The sequence below is a fragment of the Pseudomonas frederiksbergensis genome, from assembly GCF_017114915.1.
GTDB lineage: Bacteria > Pseudomonadota > Gammaproteobacteria > Pseudomonadales > Pseudomonadaceae > Aquipseudomonas > Aquipseudomonas frederiksbergensis_I.
On sequence record NZ_JAAUOE010000027.1, the window covers coordinates 1 to 13,966 of the forward strand.

15 protein-coding genes and 1 pseudogene are annotated in these 13,966 nt (G+C 60.1%); 11 read left to right on the plus strand and 5 right to left on the minus strand.

The genetic code is table 11. The features are described from left to right. Positions 1-186 precede the first annotated feature (186 nt). Positions 187-1,560, minus strand: coding sequence for a nucleotide 5'-monophosphate nucleosidase PpnN (gene ppnN, locus HCU66_RS18665; RefSeq protein ID WP_205889863.1), 1,374 nt, complete (start codon positions 1,558-1,560; stop codon positions 187-189). Between the two features lie 214 nt (positions 1,561-1,774). On the opposite strand from ppnN, the gene HCU66_RS18670 reads away from it, so the two are divergent. After that, the gene (locus HCU66_RS18670; RefSeq protein ID WP_205889864.1) at positions 1,775-2,302 is read left to right on the plus strand and encodes a DUF3087 family protein; all 528 of its coding nucleotides are present in this window, start codon (positions 1,775-1,777) and stop codon (positions 2,300-2,302) included. Between the two features lie 6 nt (positions 2,303-2,308). Here HCU66_RS18670 and HCU66_RS18675 read toward each other — a convergent pair whose 3' ends face one another. After that, a complete protein-coding gene (locus tag HCU66_RS18675; protein WP_205889865.1) occupies positions 2,309-3,298 on the minus strand; it encodes a LysR family transcriptional regulator in 990 nt (329 codons plus the stop codon). A gap of 84 nt (positions 3,299-3,382) precedes the next feature. On the opposite strand from HCU66_RS18675, the gene HCU66_RS18680 reads away from it, so the two are divergent. The 4 genes and pseudogenes from HCU66_RS18680 (at position 3,383) to HCU66_RS18695 (ending at position 7,395) form a co-directional block, all read left to right on the plus strand. Continuing rightward, positions 3,383-4,552, plus strand: a complete 1,170-nt coding sequence (locus HCU66_RS18680; protein WP_028941014.1) for a M20 aminoacylase family protein — start codon at positions 3,383-3,385, stop codon at positions 4,550-4,552. A 90-nt stretch (positions 4,553-4,642) separates the two neighbouring features. Then, positions 4,643-5,422, plus strand: coding sequence for an ABC transporter substrate-binding protein (locus tag HCU66_RS18685; protein WP_374707279.1), 780 nt, complete (start codon positions 4,643-4,645; stop codon positions 5,420-5,422). Positions 5,423-5,557: 135 nt separating this feature from the next. After that, positions 5,558-5,653: pseudogene (locus HCU66_RS18690) on the plus strand (histidine/lysine/arginine/ornithine ABC transporter ATP-binding protein); the annotation flags it as partial. Between the two features lie 164 nt (positions 5,654-5,817). After that, a complete protein-coding gene (locus HCU66_RS18695) occupies positions 5,818-7,395 on the plus strand; it encodes a sensor domain-containing diguanylate cyclase (RefSeq protein ID WP_205889866.1) in 1,578 nt (525 codons plus the stop codon). Between the two features lie 15 nt (positions 7,396-7,410). Here the strand turns inward: HCU66_RS18695 and HCU66_RS18700 are convergent, their stop codons facing one another. Continuing rightward, a complete protein-coding gene (locus HCU66_RS18700; RefSeq protein ID WP_205889867.1) occupies positions 7,411-7,797 on the minus strand; it encodes a DUF2784 domain-containing protein in 387 nt (128 codons plus the stop codon). A gap of 60 nt (positions 7,798-7,857) precedes the next feature. Then, positions 7,858-8,733, minus strand: a complete 876-nt coding sequence (gene dapA / locus HCU66_RS18705) for a 4-hydroxy-tetrahydrodipicolinate synthase (RefSeq protein ID WP_205889868.1) — start codon at positions 8,731-8,733, stop codon at positions 7,858-7,860. A 395-nt stretch (positions 8,734-9,128) separates the two neighbouring features. On the opposite strand from dapA, the gene HCU66_RS18710 reads away from it, so the two are divergent. The 4 genes from HCU66_RS18710 (at position 9,129) to HCU66_RS18725 (ending at position 11,477) form a co-directional block, all read left to right on the plus strand. After that, positions 9,129-9,827 (plus strand): AzlC family ABC transporter permease, encoded by a 699-nt coding sequence (locus tag HCU66_RS18710; RefSeq protein ID WP_205889869.1) that lies wholly within the window; start codon positions 9,129-9,131, stop codon positions 9,825-9,827. Further along, the gene (locus tag HCU66_RS18715; protein ID WP_205889922.1) at positions 9,827-10,138 is read left to right on the plus strand and encodes an AzlD domain-containing protein; all 312 of its coding nucleotides are present in this window, start codon (positions 9,827-9,829) and stop codon (positions 10,136-10,138) included. Before HCU66_RS18710 ends, HCU66_RS18715 begins: the two co-directional genes overlap by 1 nt. A 61-nt stretch (positions 10,139-10,199) precedes the next feature. Continuing rightward, positions 10,200-10,358, plus strand: a complete 159-nt coding sequence (locus HCU66_RS18720) for a hypothetical protein (RefSeq protein WP_205889870.1) — start codon at positions 10,200-10,202, stop codon at positions 10,356-10,358. A 219-nt stretch (positions 10,359-10,577) separates the two neighbouring features. Beyond that, a complete protein-coding gene (locus HCU66_RS18725; RefSeq protein ID WP_205889871.1) occupies positions 10,578-11,477 on the plus strand; it encodes a polysaccharide deacetylase family protein in 900 nt (299 codons plus the stop codon). Here the strand turns inward: HCU66_RS18725 and HCU66_RS18730 are convergent. Then, the gene (locus tag HCU66_RS18730; RefSeq protein WP_205889872.1) at positions 11,471-12,376 is read right to left on the minus strand and encodes a LysR family transcriptional regulator; all 906 of its coding nucleotides are present in this window, start codon (positions 12,374-12,376) and stop codon (positions 11,471-11,473) included. The two genes, HCU66_RS18725 and HCU66_RS18730, sit on opposite strands and share 7 nt — an antisense overlap. Positions 12,377-12,503: 127 nt before the next feature. On the opposite strand from HCU66_RS18730, the gene HCU66_RS18735 reads away from it, so the two are divergent. Both HCU66_RS18735 and catC read left to right on the plus strand, forming a co-directional pair. Further along, a complete protein-coding gene (locus HCU66_RS18735) occupies positions 12,504-13,652 on the plus strand; it encodes a muconate cycloisomerase family protein (RefSeq protein ID WP_205889873.1) in 1,149 nt (382 codons plus the stop codon). 9 nt (positions 13,653-13,661) lie between these two features. Then, positions 13,662-13,952 (plus strand): muconolactone Delta-isomerase, encoded by a 291-nt coding sequence (gene catC, locus HCU66_RS18740; RefSeq protein ID WP_007936026.1) that lies wholly within the window; start codon positions 13,662-13,664, stop codon positions 13,950-13,952. The last annotated feature ends 14 nt before the right edge of the window (positions 13,953-13,966 follow it).

The following is a 13,966-nucleotide window of genomic DNA, read 5'->3' on the forward strand; positions in this document are numbered from 1 at the left end:
TGGCGGTGAATCGGGTGCTGGATAACCTCGACCCGCAGGGCTAATAGACGCATTGATCGTTCCCACGCGCAGCAAAGGAATGCCTCAAGGGACGCTCCGCGTTCCAGCTCGAGAAAGGGACGCGGAGCGTCCCGGGCTGCATTCCCACGCGGAGCGTGGGAACGATCAAAGCTCACATCAGCTGTATCACGCCACTACTTGGTAACACGGCACATACGCCGCGCCACCCGGCAGCTTCATCCGGTGCTGGGCCACGAAGGCTTTGAGCAAGCGGTCCAGCGGCTGCATGACCTCGGCATCGCCACGGATCTGGTACGGCCCGTGTTCTTCGATCAGGCGGATGCCCTTGTCCTTGACGTTGCCAGCGACGATGCCGGAGAACGCGCGGCGCAGGTTGGCGGCCAGTTCGTGGGATGGCAGGTTGCGGCTCAGTTGCAGGTTGGCCATGTTGGCGTGGGTCGGGTCGAAGGGGCGCTGGAAGCCTTCGTCGATCTTCAGCAGCCAGTTGAAATGGAACGCGTCGTTGCGCTCGCGGCGGAACTGTTTGACCGCTTTGAGGCCTTGAGTCATCTGCCGCGCCACTTCAGCCGGGTCGTCGATGATGATCTCGTAGTGCCGCTGCGCTTCTTCACCGAGGGTTGCGCCGACGAAGGCGTGCAGTTGCTCCAGATACGGCGCGGCGCTTTTCGGCCCGGTAAGGACCACCGGGAACGGCAGGTCCTGGTTGTCCGGGTGCATCAGGATGCCGAGCAGGTACAGGAATTCCTCGGCCGTGCCCGCACCGCCGGGGAAAATGATGATGCCGTGGCCGACCCGCACGAACGCTTCCAGGCGTTTCTCGATGTCCGGCAGGATCACCAGTTCGTTGACGATCGGGTTCGGCGCCTCGGCGGCGATGATCCCAGGTTCAGTCAAACCGAGGTAGCGACCGCCGTGGATGCGTTGCTTGGCGTGGGCGATGGTCGCGCCTTTCATCGGGCCTTTCATCACGCCCGGACCGCAACCGGTGCAGATGTCCAGGCTGCGCAGGCCGAGTTCGTGGCCGACTTTCTTGGTGTATTTGTATTCTTCGGTATTGATCGAGTGGCCGCCCCAGCACACCACGATTTTCGGCTCGACGCCGGGGCGCAGGGTGCGGGCATTGCGCAGTAGATGGAAGACGTAGTCGCTGATGCCTTGCGAGGTGCTCAGGTCGATGCTCAAAGCGTCGAGTTCGTTTTCGGTGTAGACGATGTCGCGCAGGGCGCTGAAGAGCATTTCGCGGGTGCTGGCGATCATTTCGCCATCGACGAACGCGTCGGCTGGGGCGTTCAGCAGTTCCAGGCGTACGCCACGGTCTTGCTGGTGAATGCGGATTTCGAAGTCTTTGTAGGCTTCCAGAATGGTCTTGGCGTTATCGACATGGGCGCCGGTATTGAGGATGGCCAGGGCGCATTGGCGGAAGAGGGTGTAGGTGATGCCGGATGAGGCTTCGCTCAGTTGCTGTACTTCACGTTGGGACAGTGTTTCCAGGCTGCCTTTAGGGCTGACCGAGGCGTTGATTACATGTCGTTGGGTCATTCAATGATCCTTAAAACGATGTCACCCGCCAGCAACGGCGCATGGCATCCGAATAGTGTGTATCCATGATGAAGATGGCACGAACCAAGTTGTATCGCCATGCTCCCGTTTGACGATGAAAAGCTGAAAAGGAGCCCCAGCATAGCTAAATCCTTCGAGAAGGCGATAATGCCCCGCAGTCTTTTTGCACTCACACCCAAGGAACCCTGCCGCGATGTTCGAAATCCAGCCAATGAATGCCGAAACCTATCGACGCCAGACGCGACGCAGCACGGTGATCATCGCCCTGATGTTCCTGGTGCTGGCGATGGTGCTGTCGACGGCGGCGGTGGCGCTGTTCGGTGAGCCTGGCGGCGACAATCTGCGTTTCAACGTGGGCGGCGTGTTTGCCGCGTTGTTGCTGACCGCGGCGTTGATGCGCGGCAAGTTCTGGAGCCAGGAGTGGATGGCGCCAGCGGTCTATGGTTGGCAGCTCAAGCGCAGCCTGATGAGCGTCACCAACGTCATGCACCAGGTGACGGCGGCAGTGGAGCAGGGCGACCCTGCCGCCATGAAGCTGCTGCGCTTTTATCACTTGGGGCTGAGCCAGATGCACCAGTTGGACGGCAACTCCAGCGACCAAAGTCAGCTGACCCGAGAGATGGATCAACACGCGGCGCGGATGCAAGCACTGGGCATCGATACTGAGCAGACGCAATTGAATCCGGCCTGGCTTGAGGCATTGAAACAGACGCGCGCCTGATCCCTCTCAAACCCGCAGGTGCAGCGTTTCAAAGAGTTGTCGGTCTTCCTTTTTGGCCGAGCGGGCATGACGCCGAATGACCTGCAACAGGCAATCGGTAAAGCACAGTGCCGGATTGCTCAGCGCACCATTGCGGCGTGTCACGATGCCCAACTGCCTGGGTTCGAATTGTTCGGTCAGCCCCAGGGAAACCACTCGGCCGAGAAAGGGCGGGGCGATACTCACAATGGAGGGGCCCCAGGTGCACATGTCGGCCCGCTCGACCATCATCTGCAGGATCGCCAGTGAATGGGCGCGGACGATTCGGCTCTCATCAATTTGTGCACCGTGTTTCCAGAACAACTCCTGCATCAGCCCATCGTGACCGTCCGGTGCGTAGTTCAAGGTCCAGTTCTGCTCCAGCAGCTCATGGATCGATCGAGCATTCTGTTGTGCATGGCCCTGGCGGACCAACACCGACGTTTGGTAATCGAGCAGGGTTTCGCAGGCAAATTCCTGGGTTGATTGCGCCGGGTGAAGCTGGCCGATCGCAAAATCCATGCTGCCATCGCGCAGCAGCGGTTGGGCCACGGCCATCAGGCTTTCGAACAACTCCAGCCGGATTTCCGGCATTCGCTCCCGAAAGGCCAGTACCACTTCGGGCAAGAAGGTCAAGGCAATCCATGGCGTGATCCCGACACAGAGCCGCCCCCGAGCCTTGCCTCGCAGGTGATCGAGCTCTGTCTGCGCATGTTCGAGTTGCTTGATCACGAGCCGGGCGTGAGTCAGCAGCACTTTGCCGTACTCCGTGAAGTTCAGGCCGTTGGGCGTTCGGGTGAATAGCGACAACTGCTGGCTGGTTTCCAGCTCGCGAAGTGCTTTGGTCACGGCGGCCTGGGACATATCCAGCGAACGCGCGGCTGCGCGGATGCTGCCGGTTTCGGCGCTGGCGATCAGTGCTTGTAGTTGATGCAGTTTCATATGCTCACCATGACGACAACCAATGGTTGTCATCATAACCAAACTGCGTCTCCCCAGCCCGGATTCCGTTCCCTAAGATCGACCCCAACAGCCGCCCAGACCTATCGAGGGAATACAACAATGAACGCCGGCCCTGTCTTGCCTGGTATTGCAGCGATCCAGGATGAAATGATCGCTTTGCGGCACAGCATTCACGCGCACCCCGAGTTGGGCTTCGAGGAATTCGCCACCAGTGAGCGGGTTGCTCAGTGTTTGACGCAGTGGGGGTTTGAGGTCAGCACCGGTGTGGGCCGGACCGGAGTTGTCGCCACCCTGAAAAATGGTGAGGGGCGCTCCGTTGGCTTGCGCGCCGACATGGATGCACTGCCGATTCAGGAAACCACCGGCCTGCCGTATGCCAGCCGGATTGACGGTGTGATGCATGCCTGCGGCCACGATGGGCATACCGCAACCCTGTTGGCGGCCGCTCGATACCTGGCACAAACCCGGGCGTTCAACGGCACATTGCATCTGATTTTCCAGCCGGCCGAAGAAGGGCTGGGCGGTGCCAGGAAAATGCTTGAAGACGGCCTGCTCGAACGGTTCCCGTGTGATGCGGTGTTTGCCATGCACAACGTACCGGGTTATCCCGTCGGGCATCTGGGGTTTTACAGCGGCCCGTTCATGGCGTCTGCCGATACGGTGACGATCAAAATCATCGGTCACGGCGGCCACGGCGCTGTGCCGCACAAGGCCATCGACCCGGTGGTGGTGTGCGCCTCGATCGTGATTGCCTTGCAAAGCATCGTGTCGCGCAACGTCAATCCGCAGGACATGGCAATTATCACGGTGGGTTCCATACATGCCGGAAGCGCTTCGAATGTCATTCCCGTGTTCGCCGAAATGAGTCTGAGCGTGCGAGCGTTGACCCCTGAGGTTCGCCGGCTGCTCGAACTCAGAATTACCGAGCTGGTCGAGGGCCAGGCCGCCAGTTTCGGCGCACAGGCCCATATCGACTATCAGCATTGTCATCCGGTGTTGATCAATGATCCCGAGCAGACAGCGTTCGCCCGTCAGGTCGCGCAGGACTGGCTGGGCGAAGGACAAATGATTGACGATCTGCGCCCCTTCACAGCCAGTGAGGACTTCGCTTTCATCCTGGAAAAGTGCCCGGGCAGCTATCTGGTGATCGGCAATGGCCAGGGCGACAACGGCTGTCTGCTGCACAACCCCGGCTATGACTTCAATGATGCCTGTCTGCCGATCGGGGCGAGTTATTGGGTGAAGCTGGTCGAGGGTTTTCTGCGTTGAGCGGCGGAGTTTTCAAGCGCTGCGGCTGTACAAAAAGCTGTCGGTAACCTGGCTCGGCGAGCCCCTAGAGGAAAAATAACAATGAATAAAATGATCGCGGCTGTATCACTGGTGTTGTTCACGGCATCCGGCCTGGCCGGAGCGGCCGACTGGTCCGGCAAAGTGTTGAGGCTGGGCGTCGACCCGACCTACCCACCGCTGGAATACAAGAACCAGGATGGCACGCTGACCGGCTTCGGGGTCGACATCGCCGAGGCGCTTTGCGCCGAGTTGCATGCTCGCTGCGTCTGGGTTGAAAGCAGCTGGGACGGCATGATCCCGGCCCTGCTGGCGCGCAAGTTCGACGCGGTGGCTTCGTCGATGACCATTACGCCCAAGCGCCTGGAGCAGATTGCGTTTACCGACAAGGTGTCCAATGCGCCGGCGCGTTTGGTGGTGAGGCGTGGATCGGGCTTGCTGCCCTCCCTGGAGTCGCTCAAGGGCAAGCGTATTGGCGTGGAGCAGGGGTCGACCCAGGAGGCGTATGCCAAAGCTGTCTGGGGTTCGAAGGGCGTGGACATTCTCTCCTATCAGAATCAGGACCAGGTGTACGCCGACCTGGTAGTGGGGCGACTCGATGCCTCGCTGCAGGGCGCGATCCAGGCCAGTTACGGGTTTCTGAACACTGCGCGGGGCAAGGACTATGAATTTGCGGGTGCCACCCTGGATGACCCCGGTTTTTTCGGCGTCGGTGATGGCATCGGCTTGCGCAAGAGTGATGTCGAGCTGCGCGAAGACTTGAACAAAGCGCTGGCGACGATTCTGGCCAACGGCACTTACGAACGGATCAACAAAAAGTACTTCGATTTCGACGTCTACGGCGCGAAATGACGCCTCTCGATACCTGAAACAGGGCGGCCGTCCGGGCCGCTCAGTTTGACCATCCTCTTCATTAATAAAAACACGGAGAGCGAAATGCTTCTGGAAGGCTTTGGCCCGAAAATCCTGCTGGGCACCCTGGCCGCCAAGGGCCGGGTGGAGGAACAGGGAGCACCGAGCCGTGTGCTGGAGCAGCCTCGGAGCGAGCGGTTGAAGCAGTTTCTGGCGGGAAGCCTTAAGTAACGGGTGCTATCATCCTCGCTGATCCGGCGGATGATTTCGATGAGCCTTTTCGTGCAAATCACCTATCGTATCGGGTTGTAAAGGTTTGAGCGCCAGTCACGGCTGGCTGGCGCTAAAAGGGCGAACGGGACATTCGCCATGTCATAAGGGATTCAGGGAGCGTCATGGGGCATCCGTCCGTCAAAGATCGTATTGAACACACTTGGCTCACCACGCCTTGGGTGCCTGAGCAGGTTGAATCGAAGCTCAAGGTTCGATATGCGGTTTCTCTGCTCGTTGCGGTGTGCCTGTCCATGATGGCCATTGTGATCGGCGAAAGCTGGAACTCGCGTCAGTATCATTTGCGTGACAGCGAAGTGGCGATGTCCAACCTGGCGCAAACCCTGGCCTCGCAGGCGCAGGCATCGATCAAGCAGGCCGACACGCTGCTGTTTGCCCTGGTGGATCGTCTGGAGAACGACGGCATGCAACCGGAAAAATTTCCCCGGCTGCAACGTTTGCTCTACGCCCAGCGCAGTGAACTGGCGCAGATCCATGGGCTATTCGTGTTCGACGAAGAAGGACGCTGGCTCGCCAACGCCATTAACGTCATACCGCCCAATGCCAATAATTCCGACCGTGAATATTTCATCTACCACCGTGATCATCCCGATCGTGGTCCTCATATCGGTCCGTCGATAAAAAGTCGCTCGACCGGTGAGTGGATCATGACCGTGTCACGCCGGCTCAATCACCCCGATGGCCGGTTTGCCGGGGTGGTGGTGGCTTCGATCTATCTCAAGCATTTCCTGGACCTGTACAACAGCATCGACATGGGCAATGACGGGGTGATCAACCTGATCGCCGATGATGCCAGCGTCGTCGTTCGTCGTCCGTTCAACGAAGCCGATATCGGCACCAGCGTCGCCAAGGGGCCGCTGTTCACCCAACTGTTGCCCAAGGGCGATTCCGGTACGGCAACGGTCAGGTCCTACGTGGACGGGGTGGTGCGGGTCGTGGGTTTTCGACGGGTCGAGGGTTATCCGCTGGTCGTCTTTACCGCGCTCGACAAGGATGAGGTCCTCGCCAGCTGGCGGCAGGAGTCAATATTCAGCGCGGGCATTGTCCTGCTGCTGCTGGGGTTTCTGTGTGCGCTCGGTTATCGCCTGATCCGCCTCATGAAGCAGCAGAATCACATACAGAACGAATTGCTGGACGCTCAGGACAAACTCATCGAGGTCAACCGCAGCCTTGAGTTGCTGGCGCTGGAGGATGCACTGACCGGGCTTTCCAACCGGCGTCAATTCGACCTGTTCATCCTCGCGGAAATGGGCCGCGCCAGGCGTAGCCAAACCGGTTTGGCGCTGCTGATGATCGATGTCGATCACTTCAAGAGCTTCAATGATCACTACGGTCATTTGGCGGGCGATGAGTGTTTGCGCAAAATCAGCGCCATCATCACCGACAACATCAAGCGCCCCGGCGATCTCGCGGCCCGCTTCGGCGGTGAGGAGTTCACGGTGGTGCTGCCCGCCACCGATTACGTGGGGGCGTTTCTGGTGGCGGAAAAAATCCGCCGCGCGGTTCAGCAGGCTGACATCAAGCACGTTGGGGGGGTGGACGGCACGGTCACGGTCAGCCTGGGTGTCTGCGCCTACGACCCGGCCTCGCAGGCCCAGCCCGACGATGTGGTTGGCGCCGCGGACAAGGCGCTGTATGTGGCCAAGGCCAGCGGCCGGAACATGAGCGTCATCGCCAACTGAATTCAACCGGACCGGTCACTGCCCTGAACGAGTCGGGTGGTGCAACCTCCATTGCCGGAACAACCGCAGGTAGATCAGCACGTTGAGCGCCAGCACCACGCTGCCCAACCCCAATTGAATCGTGGGTGTCAGCCCGGCCGGATAAATAATCGGCCACACGTAATGCTCGATAAAACCGCCACCGTAACCGGTTTGTCCGGCCGCGTGGCGCATGAGGTTTTCCCAGTCGGTCAGTGGGCATGTCAGGTGGAAAACTTCCACGATCACGCCCCATGCGGCGGCGGGCAGGTGCCACCAGATCAGACGGTGCCATTTAAGCACCAGCAGCCCGCCGAACAGCACGAACACAATGAACAACAAGTGAGACAGCACCAGCCCGTCGGCGGCGATTCGGTAAAGCATGTCGATTCCCTGACGCGTTAGGTGAATCGCTCCATGGTACTCGGGCTGGGCGCTTCTGCTCTATCGAATGCTGTTTTCAAGCACTGTCAGCACTTCTTTCAATCGCACTGCCGTGGCTTCACTGCTGCGTTGCATCGGCGCCCGCAGCTCGTCGCGGATCAATCCTTCAAGGGCCAGGGCGGTTTTCACCGGGGCGGGATTGGGCTCGATGAACAGGCTGTGAATCAGCGGCAGCAACTGGAAGAAAGTCGTTCGGCCGGCCGCCAGCCGGTTGTCGCGTATCTGTTGATACAGCGCCACGAACAGCTCGGGATGAACATGGGCCGATGCGGCAATCGCGCCTTTGGCACCCAGGCATAGCGCGCCGAAGATCTGGTTGTCTTCACCGCACAGCACGTCGACGTTGCCGCTGGAAAGTAGCGCGAAGGTGTTGGCTGGATTGCCGCCGCAGTCCTTGATCGCGACGATCCGCTCATGGGCGACGATTCGGAGCAGGGTCGCTTGCTCGAAGGCGATGCCGGTGCGATAGGGGATGTCGTAGAGAATAATCGGGACGCTGGAGGCATCGGCGACGGTCTTGAAAAAGGCTTCAAGGCCGGCCTGGGAAGGGCGGATGTAGTACGGCGGCGGAACCAGCAGGCCCGCCAGGGGACGTTTCAGGATTTCGCTTTGAAATTGCAGCAACTCGGTGAGGTTGTTGCCGGCCAGACCCATGACCACGCGTTCTGGCGGAACCTGTTCCAGCACCGCATCGAGCACCGCCAGTTGCTCATGTTTGCTCAGTGCCGCGGCTTCCCCGGTGGTGCCGCAGACTACGATGCCATCGACGCCTTTTTCCAGCAGATGACTGACCAGCCGCCGCAGCCCGATGAAGTCGATCGCGTTATTGTGAAACGGAGTAACGATGGGAACCCAGATACCTTGAAACGATGACATGCACTTTCTCCTGAAGGTTGACCGATTTCGTCACCGTCAGAAGCGTAGAAGGAAGTTAGCAAGAGGAGGGGTGTCCGCCGCGCTCAATGTCCTGTCAGCTCATCTGACGGGACAGCGCGCCCCGGTCACATGAGCGACTGTTTCTTCGATTTAGGGGCGTGCGCAACGCAACCTTGCGCCTTGGCATTCAAGCCAATGACGACAGTGTTGAGATTGAAAGTTGCGGACATGCTTGCTTACACCCTGAATGAGGCGCCCAGTTTTAAAAGCCGGCGGGGTATTTGTCAATCGTGGAATCGGCGAAACCTGCGTTCGTCGCAAGTGCGCAAGATTGTTCAAGCCTTCAGTCACGACGGCTGGCACAGTCTGGTGTCTTCCCCAGGTTGTAGAGCGATATGTCCAACTCACTCATGCCGCGCACTGCATTCCTTCGTGGCGCCGCGGCCATCATGCCGTTGTCCCTGGCGACCGCGCCCTGGGGATTGCTGGCCGGTTCCATGGCCATCGAGGCCAACCTCACGCCGCTGCAAGGCCAAGGGCTGTCGAGCATCGTGTTTGCCGGCGCGGCGCAATTGGTCGCCATCGGCATGCTCAAGGGCGGCGCCGGGGTTTTTTCGATTCTGTTGACCACGTTGCTGCTGACTTCCCAGCATTTGCTGTACGGGATGAGCCTGCGTTCGGTGATTTCCCCGTTGCCGGGCCGCTGGCGTATCGGACTGGGCTTTTTGCTCACCGATGAACTGTTCGCCCTGACCAGCCAGCACGACAAACAGCAGTTCAACCGCTGGTACGCCCTGGGCGTGGGCCTGACGTTTTACATCGCGTGGAACCTCTTCACCCTGGCGGGCATTGTGCTGGGCAGCAGCATTCCGGGCCTTGAACACTTGGGGCTGGATTTCTCCATCGCGGCGACGTTTATCGCTTTGATCACGCCAGTGGTGCGCAACGTGCCAACGGTGGTCTGCGTGGCGGTCTCGCTGTTCTGTTCGGTGCTGTTCAGCTATTGGCAATGGGGCTCGGCGCTGGTGCTGTCGGGGCTGGCGGGCATGACCGCAGGCTTTATCTGCAACAAACTCTACGTGGGGCGCACATGATGGTCTGGGCTGTGATTATCGGGATGGGCCTGCTGGTGTTCCTCAACCGCTACGTATTTCTCGAACCTCGACTGCCGGTACGCTTGAGCAGCAATGCCCGGCAATTCCTCGGTTTCGCGGTGCCGGGCATGCTCACCGCGATCTGCGGGCCAATCGTGTTCATGCCCGACCAGCAGTTGAACCTGCAGTGGGACAACCCGTACCTGATCAGTTCGCTGGTGGCCGTGGGCCTGGTGCTTTACACCCGCAATACCTTGCTCAGCATGTTGTTGAGCATGGGGTTTTTCTTTTTGCTGCGGTGGTGGCTTTGAATCGTCCGGCGCGAAACTGATCTACGCTTAACGGATGATCCCTTGAGGACGGGAGGTGGATATGGCCACTGAACCAAAGCGTCCGGACCTGGATGAAGACACCGACGAGCCGACGGAGGAAGAGATCGAGCGGCAGAAACGTTCGACGCCGGACTGGAAGCACCCCGACGACGGTAAAGAGTTGTCGGACCGCGACCAGGAGCGCCCGATAAAGCCCTGATCGGTTTGCATATACCCAAAGCCCCGCCATGGATAGCGGGGCTTTTCAGTTTCTGTAGTTTGTCATGCAATCACCTGCAGGAGCGGGCGCCGGAACCAAACACTGTGTACCCTTATCCAACCTCGGCTCGCAGCGATTGGCGGGCCGATCGAAGGATGAATGGGCGAGGGGTTTTTGCCATTAAACGTGACGGCAGTAAGGTCTGGCCCAAGGCAAAACATGAAGCAATTGATCAAGGTTCTATCCGCGCTCGCCATCGCAGTCGGTCTGTTTGGCTGCATCGCCGCGCCCATCGAAATGACGCCGCAGACGCAACAGCGCCTGCGCGCGCAACCGCCGATCCGCTTTCTGCTGACCTTCGATGACGGGCCCAGCGCGTCCGGTTTTTACAACCCCACCGTCACCGTGCTCGACAGCCTGGCACGTAATCCGCTGCAACCAGGCATTAACGCCGTGTTCTTTGTGCAGACCCGCGCCTCGGGCGCCGGCGGCAGTGACGTGGGGCGCCAGATCATGCGGCGCGAACAGGCCGAAGGTCACCTGTTGGGCTTCCACACGGCCACTCCCCACCACACCAACCATCGTTCCCTGGACCCGGAACAACTGGAGCATTCGCTGAGCAACGGCAGCGCAGACATCGCTGCGATCACTGGCGCTTCGCCGACCCTGGTGCGTCCGCCATTCTGGAACTATGACAAGCGCACCTTCGCGGCCTATCAGCAGCATGGCATGCACATACTACTGACCGACCTGAGCGCCAACGACGGCAAGATCTGGGGCTTCAACGCCAGCCCCCGTCGGCGGGCCAATCTGCTGCGGCAAATGTCCGAAGTCCGCGAGCGCATTGCTCTGGGCGAGTTGCCGACGGTGGACGGGGTGATTCCGGTGGTGGTGACCTTTCACGACCTCAACCGCTACACCGCCCGGCATACCCGCGAATACCTGCAAATCCTTCTCGACAGTGCCAGCGCCACAGGTCTGGCCACGGCACAGAAACCATTTTACGACGACACGGCAGCGCTACAGCGGGCGGCCATGGCGCGTACCGTCAAGCAGAGTTCCGAGCCTGTTCGTTTGCCGGGGATCTGGAATTGGTTGTGGGATGGGGATGCTCACTGAACGATGTCGGGTGATTGGCCGGGCGGCAGCAGTTCATCGATCATCCGCAAGCAATGATTCAACCCCGGCGACACATCGCCCACGCGCCTGCTGAGAATGATCGGCGAGGTCGCGTTGTCTTCCAGCACCGGGGTAAAGCCAATGTCGTCGCGGTGCAACAACTGCACCGAGGCCGGTACCAGCGTCACCCCGATTCCCGCCCCCACCAGACCGATCGCCGTTTGCAGCTCGTTGGTCCATTGCGCCACCTTGATGTGCACGCCACTGGCTTCGAACAACGCGATCACGTGGTCGGCGTAACTGGGGCGCGGGTTGCCGGGGTAGAGCACAAAGGGTTCTTTGGCCAGCTCGCGAAGGCTGATGGGTCTGGCGAGGAGCGGATGGCCGGCGGGCAGGGCGGCGACCAGTCGGTCTTCGGTGAGTACGGTCTGGAGGATGGCCGGGTCATCGATGCGAATGCGCCCGAAGCCGATATCGATGCGTCCGGCCTTGAGTGCCTGCACCTGTTGCAACGTGGTCATTTCCGAGAGCCCCAACTCCAGGGCCAGAGGCTCGTCGCTGCGCAACCGGCGAATCAGCTCCGGCAGCACGCCATAGAGTGTCGAGGGCGCAAAGCCGATGCCCAGCCAGGTCTTTTCGCCCAGGCCGATCCGCCGCGTGTTGTCGCAAACCTTGCTCAGCTGTTCGAGCAGGGCGGTGGAGTGTTCATGGAAAAAACGCCCGGCGTCGGTCAGTTTCAGCGGTCGCCCGCGTTCCAGCAGCAGCACCCCGAGTTCGTCTTCCAGCTGCTGGATCTGCCGGCTCAGCGGCGGTTGGGCGATGTGCAGCCGTTCGGCGGCGCGGGTGAAATTGAGGGTTTGAGCCAACACCTGAAAATACCGCAGGTGACGCAGTTCCATGGGGCCTCCGGACGTCGATCTATAAAATACCTTTAAGGTATCGAGCTAGACCAATTCTATATTGGCCGCCCGGAAAAAGCCGTACGAGAATCCGTTTCAGAACTTCAAGAACCTGACGGGTATCGACATGCGTGCAACTGCCATTGAATCGATCGAGACGATCATCGTCGATTTGCCGACCATTCGCCCCCACAAGCTGGCGATGCACACGATGCAGAACCAGACCCTGGTGATCATTCGGGTGCGCTGCGCCGATGGCATTGAAGGTGTCGGTGAATCGACCACCATTGGCGGCCTGGCTTACGGCGACGAAAGCCCGGACAGCATCAAGACCAACATCGATAAACACTTCGCGCCACTGCTGATCGGCCAGGACAGCGGCAATGTGAATGCCGCGATGTTGCGCCTGGAGCGCAGCATTCGTGGCAATACGTTCGCCAAATCGGGTATCGAAAGCGCCTTGCTCGACGCCCAGGGCAAGCGCCTTGGCTTGCCTGTCAGCGAACTGCTGGGCGGCCGGGTTCGCGACGCGTTGCCGGTGGCCTGGACCCTGGCCAGCGGCGACACCGCCAAGGACATCGCCGAAGCGGAAAAAATGCTCGACCTGCGCCGCCATCGGATCTTCAAACTGAAAATCGGCGCCGGCGAGGTCAACCGCGACCTGGCCCACGTCATTGCGATCAAAAAGGCCTTGGGCGATCGCGCCAGCGTGCGGGTCGATGTCAATCAGGCCTGGGATGAAGCGGTGGCTCTACGGGCCTGCCGGATCCTCGGCACCAACGGTATCGACCTGATCGAACAACCGATCTCGCGCAACAACCGTGCCGGCATGGTGCGTCTGAATGCCATGAGCCCGGCGCCGATCATGGCCGATGAATCCATCGAATGCGTGGAAGATGCCTTCAACCTGGCACGGGAGGGCGCGGCTTCGGTATTCGCCCTGAAAATCGCCAAGAACGGCGGCCCACGCGCCGTGCTGCGAACCGCCGCGATTGCCGAGGCGGCCGGTATCGGCCTGTACGGTGGCACCATGCTTGAGGGCGGGATCGGCACGCTGGCCTCGGCCCATGCCTTTGTCACGCTGAACACACTGAGCTGGGATACCGAGTTGTTCGGCCCGCTGCTGCTGACCGAAGACATTCTCAGCGAGCCCTTGGTCTACCGCGATTTCCAACTGCACGTCCCGTCAACACCGGGACTGGGCCTGAGCCTGGACGAAGAGCGCCTGGCGTTTTTCCGCCGGGATAAGACATCCACTGCCGTTCATCAAGCCTGAGGAGGCATCATGCTGTTTCACGTAAAAATGACCGTGAATTTACCGGTCGACATGAACCCGGAGCGCGCCGCTCAGCTCAAGGCCGACGAGAAAGCCCTGGCCCAGCGCCTGCAAGAGCAAGGCAAGTGGCGTCATCTGTGGCGCATCGCCGGGCTCTATGCCAATTACAGCGTGTTCGATGTCGACAGCGTCCAGGAACTGCACGACCTGCTGATGCAACTGCCGCTGTACCCGTACATGGCCATCGAGGTCAACGCGCTGTGCCGGCATCCTTCTTCCATTCGCGAGGATGACCGCTGAACCCCAGCCTGTTC

Excerpts from the sequence above, each read along its gene's own strand:
- HCU66_RS18685 (WP_374707279.1), top strand. The coding sequence starts at position 4,643 with ATGATCGCGGCTGTATCACTGGTGTTGTTCACGGCATCCGGCCTGGCC.
- dapA (WP_205889868.1), bottom strand. The coding sequence starts at position 8,733 with ATGTCATCGTTTCAAGGTATCTGGGTTCCCATCGTTACTCCGTTTCAC.
- HCU66_RS18700 (WP_205889867.1), bottom strand. The coding sequence starts at position 7,797 with ATGCTTTACCGAATCGCCGCCGACGGGCTGGTGCTGTCTCACTTGTTG.
- HCU66_RS18715 (WP_205889922.1), top strand. The coding sequence starts at position 9,827 with ATGGTCTGGGCTGTGATTATCGGGATGGGCCTGCTGGTGTTCCTCAAC.
- ppnN (WP_205889863.1), bottom strand. The coding sequence starts at position 1,560 with ATGACCCAACGACATGTAATCAACGCCTCGGTCAGCCCTAAAGGCAGC.
- HCU66_RS18725 (WP_205889871.1), top strand. The coding sequence starts at position 10,578 with ATGAAGCAATTGATCAAGGTTCTATCCGCGCTCGCCATCGCAGTCGGT.
- HCU66_RS18710 (WP_205889869.1), top strand. The coding sequence starts at position 9,129 with ATGTCCAACTCACTCATGCCGCGCACTGCATTCCTTCGTGGCGCCGCG.
- HCU66_RS18720 (WP_205889870.1), top strand. The coding sequence starts at position 10,200 with ATGGCCACTGAACCAAAGCGTCCGGACCTGGATGAAGACACCGACGAG.
- HCU66_RS18675 (WP_205889865.1), bottom strand. The coding sequence starts at position 3,298 with ATGATGACAACCATTGGTTGTCGTCATGGTGAGCATATGAAACTGCAT.
- HCU66_RS18695 (WP_205889866.1), top strand. The coding sequence starts at position 5,818 with ATGGGGCATCCGTCCGTCAAAGATCGTATTGAACACACTTGGCTCACC.
- HCU66_RS18680 (WP_028941014.1), top strand. The coding sequence starts at position 3,383 with ATGAACGCCGGCCCTGTCTTGCCTGGTATTGCAGCGATCCAGGATGAA.
- catC (WP_007936026.1), top strand. The coding sequence starts at position 13,662 with ATGCTGTTTCACGTAAAAATGACCGTGAATTTACCGGTCGACATGAAC.
- HCU66_RS18730 (WP_205889872.1), bottom strand. The coding sequence starts at position 12,376 with ATGGAACTGCGTCACCTGCGGTATTTTCAGGTGTTGGCTCAAACCCTC.
- HCU66_RS18670 (WP_205889864.1), top strand. The coding sequence starts at position 1,775 with ATGTTCGAAATCCAGCCAATGAATGCCGAAACCTATCGACGCCAGACG.
- HCU66_RS18735 (WP_205889873.1), top strand. The coding sequence starts at position 12,504 with ATGCGTGCAACTGCCATTGAATCGATCGAGACGATCATCGTCGATTTG.